Annotated in this window: 4 protein-coding genes and 1 pseudogene; 4 read left to right on the top strand and 1 reads right to left on the bottom strand. The window is 58.6% G+C overall.

Translation table 11 applies throughout. The features are described 5' to 3' along the window. Window positions 1–85 precede the first annotated feature (85 nt). A protein-coding gene (locus tag ACTJKX_RS37170) for an IS3 family transposase (RefSeq protein ID WP_440728269.1) occupies window positions 86–1,437 on the top strand; the annotation gives its coding sequence in 2 pieces (ribosomal slippage) (window positions 86–422 and window positions 422–1,437; 1,353 coding nt in all). 58 nt (window positions 1,438–1,495) lie between these two features. On the opposite strand, the pseudogene ACTJKX_RS37165 reads toward ACTJKX_RS37170, so the two are convergent. Further along, window positions 1,496–2,358: pseudogene (locus ACTJKX_RS37165) on the bottom strand (IS3 family transposase); the annotation flags it as partial. An 857-nt stretch (window positions 2,359–3,215) separates the two neighbouring features. On the opposite strand from ACTJKX_RS37165, the gene ACTJKX_RS37160 reads away from it, so the two are divergent. The 3 genes from ACTJKX_RS37160 to ACTJKX_RS37150 all read left to right on the top strand — a co-directional run bounded on the left by ACTJKX_RS37160 (window position 3,216) and on the right by ACTJKX_RS37150 (window position 8,920). Continuing rightward, window positions 3,216–6,002, top strand: coding sequence for a right-handed parallel beta-helix repeat-containing protein (locus ACTJKX_RS37160; protein WP_440728395.1), 2,787 nt, complete (start codon window positions 3,216–3,218; stop codon window positions 6,000–6,002). A gap of 279 nt (window positions 6,003–6,281) precedes the next feature. After that, window positions 6,282–7,481, top strand: coding sequence for an alpha-hydroxy acid oxidase (locus ACTJKX_RS37155; RefSeq protein WP_440728394.1), 1,200 nt, complete (start codon window positions 6,282–6,284; stop codon window positions 7,479–7,481). Window positions 7,482–7,568: 87 nt separating this feature from the next. After that, window positions 7,569–8,920 (top strand): IS3 family transposase gene (locus ACTJKX_RS37150; RefSeq protein WP_440728269.1). Its coding sequence is split into 2 segments (ribosomal slippage): window positions 7,569–7,905 and window positions 7,905–8,920, totalling 1,353 coding nucleotides; the frame shifts between segments, so codons are not numbered across the junction. Window positions 8,921–8,993 lie beyond the last annotated feature (73 nt).

Below are 8,993 nucleotides of genomic sequence, written 5' to 3'. Positions count from 1 at the left end.
TGTCTGCCGTCAGCGCTCTTGAGACAGTTTAGGGGTTTTCGGGAAGGGAGGATTTCTGGATCATCGCAGCCATTATGGAGCGCAGATGAGACAAAAATCGGGGCCGGGGAAAGCGCCGGCAGAGCAGGTCGTGAAGGATATCCGGCGCGCGACGCGCCGACAGTTTTCGGCCGAAGAGAAGATCCGCATCGTGCTGGAGGGCGTACGCGGCGAGGAGAGCATCGCCGAGCTTTGCCGGCGCGAGGGGATCGCTTCGTCGATGTATTACGGCTGGTCGAAGGAATTCCTCGACGCCGGCAAGCGCCGGCTGGCCGGTGACACGGCGCGTGCAGCGACCTCCGACGAGGTGAAGGAGCTGCGCCGTGAAGCGCAGGCCCTGAAGGAGGCCGTGGCGGATCTGACCTTGGAAAACCGGTTGCTCAAAAAAAGCATGCTGGCGGATGGGGAAGACGACACATGAGGTATCCCGCATCCGAGAAGGCCGAGATCATCCGCCTGGTCGAGGCCTCGCATCTGCCGGCGCGACGCACGCTGGAGAAGCTCGGCATTCCCCGCGCCACGTTCTACCGCTGGTACGATCGCTATCTCACCGGCGGGATCGAAGCGCTCGCCGATCGTCGCTCGCGGCCGGATCGTGTTTGGAACCGGATTCCTGACCCGATCCGGGCCGAGATCGTTGAGCTGGCGCTGCGCGAGACGGAACTCAGCCCCCGCGAGCTGGCCGTACGCTTCACCGACGAGAAGAGCTACTTCGTCTCCGAGGCGTCGGTGTATCGGCTGCTGAAGGCCCATGATCTCATCACCAGCCCGGCCTATATCGTCATCAAGGCGGCGTCCGAGTTCAAGGACAAGACGACGGCACCCAACCAGCTCTGGCAGACCGACTTCACCTATCTGAAGATCACGGGCTGGGGCTGGTACTATCTGTCGACCGTGCTCGACGACTTCTCCCGGTTCATTGTCGCCTGGAAGCTTTGCGCCACCATGCGCACTGACGACGTCACGGCCACGCTCGATCTGGCGCTGGCGGCATCGGGGCTCGACCGGATCACGGTCGCGCACCGGCCGAGGCTGTTGAGCGACAATGGCTCGTCCTACATCTCGGCCGACCTCGCCACCTGGCTCGACGGCAAGGGCATGCAGCACATCCGCGGTGCGCCCTACCATCCCCAGACGCAGGGCAAGATCGAGCGCTGGCACCAGACTCTCAAGAACCGTATCCTGCTCGAAAACTACTATCTGCCCGGCGATCTCGAACGGCAGGTCGCGGCCTTCATCGAGCATTACAACCATGCCCGCTACCATGAGAGCATCGGCAATCTCACCCCCGCCGATGTCTACTTCGGCCGGGGGCAGGCCATCCTCACCGAACGCGAAAGGATCAAACGCCAGACCATCCAACAAAGACGCTTGCAGCATCACCTGCAGGCCGCATAGCCTCAAACCCAGATGAGCCAGAGCCTCCGTTCCTGACACGCCCAAACGGTCTCAAATCATTCGACGACGGACACAGACGGTCCGGTTTGCCTCTGCGCCAGATCGCCATGATGAGGGCGTCGGTGACGAGCTGGGCCGTCATCTCCGCCTTCATCGCCCAGCCGACGACGCGGCGTGAGAACAGGTCGACGACGGCGGCAACGTAGAGCCATCCTTCCGCGGTCCAGATATAGGTGAAGTCGGCGATCCATTTTTGGTTCGGCGCCGACGCCTCGAAGGCACGGTCGAGCAGGTTCTCCGACACGGCCGAGCGCTCGCCAGTATCTTTCGGTAGCCCACGGCGGCGCGGCCGGGCACGCAGGCCATTTTCTCGCATGAGCCGCTCAATGCGGTGTAGGCCGCAGGAAAGACCTTCTGCCAGAACATCGTGCCAGACGCGACGTGCGCCATAGGTTCGGTCGCTGCTCTTGAAGCTTTGGTCGATCCTGGCAAGGAGGATCTCGTCGTGCCGAGACCGCGCGCTGGGATTGCGGTTAAGCCAGGCATGGAAGCCTGAGCGAGACACATCCAGAGCGTCGCACAGCCATGCCACCGGCCAGATGTTCCGATGCCTCGCGATGAAAGCGAACCTCATGTCACTTCCCTCGCGAAGAAGGCTGCGGCCTTTTTTAGGATGTCGCGCTCCGCCTTCAGCTTCGCGACTTCCTTGCGCAGCCGGTCGATCTCCTGCTGCTCCGGCTTCATCTGTCCATGACCGGGAAAGGCATGCTGCGGATCGACGCTTATCTCGCGGACCCATTTGCGCAGCACATTCTCATGGAGGTCAAGATCACGGGCTGCCTGCACCACCGAGACGCCTCGATCCTTCACCAACCTCACTGCCTCAAGCTTGAACTCGCGGCTGAACTTCCTTCTCTGCATTCCAACTCTCCAGTTCCGTTAAACACCTTATCTCGGTGTCCACGAAACCGGCAGCAGGCCAATGTAATGTCATACGCCAATGACGTCTCACAACCTGACAGCTAATCTGGGTTGAGATGTAATTCAGAGTCTCCGTGCCGGAAGTTCGGATGCGCTCGTTGCTTGAAAACAGCGATTGGTGGACTTTCGGCGTCGCGTAGCCAAGTTTGCTGTAGAGCCCGCAAAAACAGAAGCTACTTCGGGGCGACGCTCTGCAGAATTGGCGCCTCGCAATTGCGATCTCCGCGTGGAACTCACTGCTGATCTGCCTGTGCTGCGATTTCGGCGCATTTCCGGGACGGCGCCCCAGCCTACCCAGCCCCGACGTTTCTGTGAAATTACCAACGTCGCAATTCGAGATGCGCATCTCTCGGCGGAGAGAGACGAGAATACTCCTTATGGCCAATTGAATTGGCTCATATTTGAACATATCATTCTTTAATAAATAGAATCGGGAATCGTTAAGGCTTTCGGGAAAAGGACGGCGGGGGCAGTAATTGCAAATCCGAAAGACTTTTTTCAGAATTTTTCGGGTAATTTCCATGTAATTACTTAATTTAATATATTTTTCAGTATATTTATGTCTCATTTTAAAAGTATTATTGCTATATAATAGAAATTTATACCTAAAAGATCACCGTAGAAAAGGAGGAAATGGAATGAAATGTGGACTAATAAGAACTGTGTTTCTGTCTTTTTTGCCTTTATTATTCCTGGGGGGCTGTAATGGCGAAGATTCCCAAGCTGCCAACAGCGCCGGCACTTTCGAACCGGATAATCCGACCAATCCCGAGCCCTCGGGCGAGATCCAGACTGTCGTGTATGCGGCGCCCGATGGCAGCGACCAGGCACCGGGAACCAAGGCCGCGCCCAAGGCAACGCTGGGATCCGCGGTTGCCCGAGCAATCGAACTCAAGGTCAAGGAAGTCGCCCTCAAGGATGGCACCTATTACATGTCGTCTCCGGTCGTGCTCGGTCCGGCAGCTTCGGGTCTCTACATCCATGCGGATGTTGGCGCGACGCCGATTCTGAAAGGCTCGATGAAGCTGAGCGGGCTGACCTGGACCGCGGCGGATCCCACCCCGACCGCGCCCATATCCGGCGTGATGAAGACGCAGGTCAACGCCACTTTCGACCAGCTCTTCCTCAACGACAAGAAGCAGGTTCTGGCCCGCTTTCCAAAATATAGGGAGAAGGCCAAGCCCGGAGACCCGGAAGTCTTCCTGAACGGTTCTACGAAGGCCGCAGACATCAAGGCGCAATCAGCGAAATGGGCCGATCCCGCGGGTGGTATTCTGATCGGCATGGTCAATGCCGAATGGGGTGACATCTACTACAACATCATCGGCAAGGGCGGCACGGCCACGAACGGCCTCCTGGTTGGGGATCCGATTGGCAACAACCGGCCGGAACAGGGCCTGAGCGACAATACCCAATATGTCGAGAACATCCGGGAAGAGGTCACCACTCCCGGTGAATGGTTCCTCGACAAGAAAACCTCGACGCTCTATTTCTATCCGCCTCTGGCAACCAATCTCCAGGACGCCTCGATCGAGGTCACCCAGTCCGAGAGCCTGATCGAACTCAGGGGCACCCAGGCGGCGCCCGTAAAGAACGTTCGCATCGATGGCCTTACTTTCAAGCAGACGCTCAATACCTTCATGAAGAAGACAGAGCCACTGCTGCGCAGCGATTGGATGTTCTATCGCGGCGGCACGGTATTCATCGAAGGTGGCGAGGACATCGAGATTTCGAACAATGTCCTGACCGACGTCGGTGGCAACGCCATCCTGGTCAATGGCTACAACAGAAGAGTCAATATCCATGCCAACTACATCCATGACATCGGCGCCAGCGCCATTGCCTTCGTCGGCAAGCAGAGCGCGGTTCGCTCCTCCACGGATGCGAATGCCATGCCACCCGATCAATATAAGGATGCTGCTAACTACACCAAGCTGGATCTGACGCCAGGGCCGAAGACCAACGAATATCCCGCCCAGTCCACGGCCGCCGACAATCTCATCCATGACATCGGCAATCGAGACAAGCAGTCGACCGGCGTTGAGATCTCCATGTCCATGGATATCAAGGTCTCGCATAACAGCATCTACAACACCCCTCGCGCCGGCATCAATATCGGCGACGGCACCTGGGGCGGGCATGTGCTCGAATATAATGACGTGTTCAACACGGTGCTCGAGACCGGGGATCACGGTGCGTTCAATTCTTGGGGCCGCGATCGTTTCTGGAGCCCCGACCGCAACGCGATGAACACTTTCATGGCAGCCAATCCCGACGCCTGGAAGCTCGATGTCATCAAGCCGATCACCATCAACAACAACCGTTTCCGCTGCGACCGCGGCTGGGATATCGATCTGGACGATGGCAGTTCCAACTATATCGTCACCAACAACGTCTTGCTGAAGGGTGGCCTGAAGTTCAGGGAAGGGTTCGGGCGCAAGGGCTCGAACAACATCATGCTGAACAACACCTTCCATCCTCATGTCTGGTTCAAGGACAGTCTTGACGTGTTCACCAACAACATCGTGATGAGAAAATACGAGCCGGTCTGGCTTGTCGGATTCGGCAAGACCATTGACAACAATTTCTTCACGAGCAAGTCGGATCTGGATGCAGTGCGCGCGATGGATCCGAACAAGAAATGGGACCTCAATTCCATCTCCGGCAGCGCGCTCTTCGTGGACCCGACCAAGGGAGACTACAGTGTTGCCGCCAGTTCGCCGGCCCTGTCGGCCGCCGTCGGCTTCAAGAATATCGACATGACCCAGTTCGGCGTTCAGAACGAAAGACTGAAGGCGATCAGAAAGCTGCCCGACTTCCCTGCACCCGTGATTCCTTCCGCGGAGTACGTCCCTTCGGACGTGACCGTGCTGGCCAGCATGCAGGTGGTGTCCATCACCACCGATGGGCAGAAGTCGAGCTATGGCCTACCCAGCATTGCCGGCGTCCTGATCGAGGCGACCATTGTTGGCGATATCGGTGCGACATCGGGGCTTCTCGCCAATGACGTGATCCTCTCGGCGGGCGGCAAGCCGACTAATAGCGTGCCGGACTTCCGGGCGATCTACGACGCGCTGCCGGTTGGTCAGTCGATAAGCCTCACCATCATGAGGAACCAGGCTCAGCAATCGATCACCCTGGGGCCGAAGGGCTCGGAGGCCCGCGTGCTTTCGACCGATGCCGGAGTCACGGCTGCAGCCACCTCCCAGGCCAATGCGACCGTTCCTCCGAGCTTCGCCATCGACAAGGACCCAGCCAGCCGGTGGTCGGCCGCCGCGCCAACAACTACCGCGCCAACGGCAACGTTGATGCAGACCTTCTCATCTGTCGTTCAGATCAGCGCGATCCAACTCAACGAGCAGCACAATCTCGCAAAGGACGGCGTGTCTCCGATCAATTCCTTCACCATCGAAGCGGATGACGGAACCGGAACCTGGAAGAAGATAAAGGAAGGAACCACTATCAGGGAGATGGTCATCACGCTCCCGGCCTCGGTTAAAGCGAAGGCTCTCAGAATTACAGTGGGAGTCGTGAAGTTCTCACCGAGCCTTTATACTTTCTGGGCGATCGGGAAGAAGCTTTAATAGCTTCCATTTTTCCCCGAGCGGGATTGGCGCCAGTCGAGCTGCTGCCCGGGGAAGATCGTTCCAGCCCAGCATTGTGTCGGTATCGCGATACGGTGCTGGGGATGTGTGCGGCGTCTCCTGGAATGAGATGTGGATCGTTATCCGGTCGAATGTGGATCGCTGGCCGCCGAAGAGACTCGGCCAGCGATCGTTTTATTGAGCGGGATGGCAGCAGAGCGTCAAAGCAGATGATCCAACTTCTTCATTTTGATCTCCATCGTGACATCAGATAGAGCCATGAGCCTGAAAAACTGCCACAATTTTCATGATTTCAAACGACTGGCCAAAAAAAAACTGCCTGGTCCGATCTTCAACTACATCGACGGGGCAGCGGACGATGAGGCCACTTATCAGCGCAATACCGCCGCCTTTGAGAGCTGTGATCTGGTGCCGAACGTTTTGCACGGCGTGAGCGATGTCGACATGTCCGTGACGGTCATGGGCCAGAAACTGGCAATGCCGGCCTATTGCTCGCCGACGGCGCTACAGCGCTTGTTTCACCATCGGGGTGAGAAGGCCGTCGCGGCAGCAGCGGGCAAGTACGGCACTCTCTTCGGCGTTTCATCCCTGGGAACCATAAGCCTTGAAGAGGCGCGCCGCATCAGCAACGGGCCGCAGGTCTATCAATTCTACTTCCATAAGGATCGCGGCCTCAATCGTGCGATGATGGAGCGTTCCAAGCAGGCCGGTGTCAACGTGATGATGCTGACCGTCGACAGTATCACGGGTGGTAACCGGGAGCGCGACAAGCGCACGGGTTTCTCGATCCCCTTCAAATTGAACCTGGCCGGACTCACCCAATTTGCCATCAAGCCAACATGGGGAATCAACTATCTCACCCATGAACGCTTTCGACTTCCCCAGCTTGACGGCCATATCGATATGGGGAGCGGAGCCATGTCGATCAGCCGCTATTTTACCGACATGCTCGACCCGTCGATGTCATGGCAAGACGTCGCCGAGATGGTGCGGCATTGGAGCGGGCAATTCTGCCTGAAAGGCATCATGTCGGTGCAAGACGCCCGCCGCGCCGTCGAGATTGGCTGCACAGGCATCGTCCTTTCCAATCATGGTGGCCGCCAGCTCGATGGCTCGCGTTCGGCTTTCGATCAACTTGCCGAAATCGTCGATGCGGTCGGCGACCGCATCGATGTGATGATGGATGGGGGAGTGCAACGCGGCACACATGTGCTCAAAGCTCTCTCGCTCGGCGCGAAAGCTGTCGGTCTTGGTCGATACTATCTTTTCCCGTTGGCGGCCGCGGGGCAGGCCGGTGTCGAGCGAGCCCTCGAACTGATGCGCCTGGAGATCGAGCGCGGTATGAAATTGATGGGATGCCCCACCGTTGAGCACCTCTCGAGACAGAATTTGCGGTTTCGCCAGAGTTCTTCGCAGGAAACGATGATGCGTCTCAATGATGGATCGCTTAGATATTGAACTGTCTGCCGTCAGCGCTCTTGAGACAGTTTAGGGGTTTTCGGGAAGGGAGGATTTCTGGATCATCGCAGCCATTATGGAGCGCAGATGAGACAAAAATCGGGGCCGGGGAAAGCGCCGGCAGAGCAGGTCGTGAAGGATATCCGGCGCGCGACGCGCCGACAGTTTTCGGCCGAAGAGAAGATCCGCATCGTGCTGGAGGGCGTACGCGGCGAGGAGAGCATCGCCGAGCTTTGCCGGCGCGAGGGGATCGCTTCGTCGATGTATTACGGCTGGTCGAAGGAATTCCTCGACGCCGGCAAGCGCCGGCTGGCCGGTGACACGGCGCGTGCAGCGACCTCCGACGAGGTGAAGGAGCTGCGCCGTGAAGCGCAGGCCCTGAAGGAGGCCGTGGCGGATCTGACCTTGGAAAACCGGTTGCTCAAAAAAAGCATGCTGGCGGATGGGGAAGACGACACATGAGGTATCCCGCATCCGAGAAGGCCGAGATCATCCGCCTGGTCGAGGCCTCGCATCTGCCGGCGCGACGCACGCTGGAGAAGCTCGGCATTCCCCGCGCCACGTTCTACCGCTGGTACGATCGCTATCTCACCGGCGGGATCGAAGCGCTCGCCGATCGTCGCTCGCGGCCGGATCGTGTTTGGAACCGGATTCCTGACCCGATCCGGGCCGAGATCGTTGAGCTGGCGCTGCGCGAGACGGAACTCAGCCCCCGCGAGCTGGCCGTACGCTTCACCGACGAGAAGAGCTACTTCGTCTCCGAGGCGTCGGTGTATCGGCTGCTGAAGGCCCATGATCTCATCACCAGCCCGGCCTATATCGTCATCAAGGCGGCGTCCGAGTTCAAGGACAAGACGACGGCACCCAACCAGCTCTGGCAGACCGACTTCACCTATCTGAAGATCACGGGCTGGGGCTGGTACTATCTGTCGACCGTGCTCGACGACTTCTCCCGGTTCATTGTCGCCTGGAAGCTTTGCGCCACCATGCGCACTGACGACGTCACGGCCACGCTCGATCTGGCGCTGGCGGCATCGGGGCTCGACCGGATCACGGTCGCGCACCGGCCGAGGCTGTTGAGCGACAATGGCTCGTCCTACATCTCGGCCGACCTCGCCACCTGGCTCGACGGCAAGGGCATGCAGCACATCCGCGGTGCGCCCTACCATCCCCAGACGCAGGGCAAGATCGAGCGCTGGCACCAGACTCTCAAGAACCGTATCCTGCTCGAAAACTACTATCTGCCCGGCGATCTCGAACGGCAGGTCGCGGCCTTCATCGAGCATTACAACCATGCCCGCTACCATGAGAGCATCGGCAATCTCACCCCCGCCGATGTCTACTTCGGCCGGGGGCAGGCCATCCTCACCGAACGCGAAAGGATCAAACGCCAGACCATCCAACAAAGACGCTTGCAGCATCACCTGCAGGCCGCATAGCCTCAAACCCAGATGAGCCAGAGCCTCCGTTCCTGACACGCCCAAACGGTCTCAAATCATTCGACGACGGACA

Origin of the sequence: Labrys sp. 22185 (genome assembly GCF_052045555.1) — a bacterium.
Taxonomy (GTDB): Bacteria; Pseudomonadota; Alphaproteobacteria; order Rhizobiales; family Labraceae; genus Labrys; species Labrys neptuniae.
The sequence above is the reverse complement of the archived record's forward strand: the minus strand, read 5'-3'. Positions and strand labels throughout refer to the sequence as shown.

Coding starts and splice junctions, on each gene's coding strand:
- ACTJKX_RS37155 (WP_440728394.1), top strand. CDS start 6,282: ATGAGCCTGAAAAACTGCCACAATTTTCATGATTTCAAACGACTGGCC.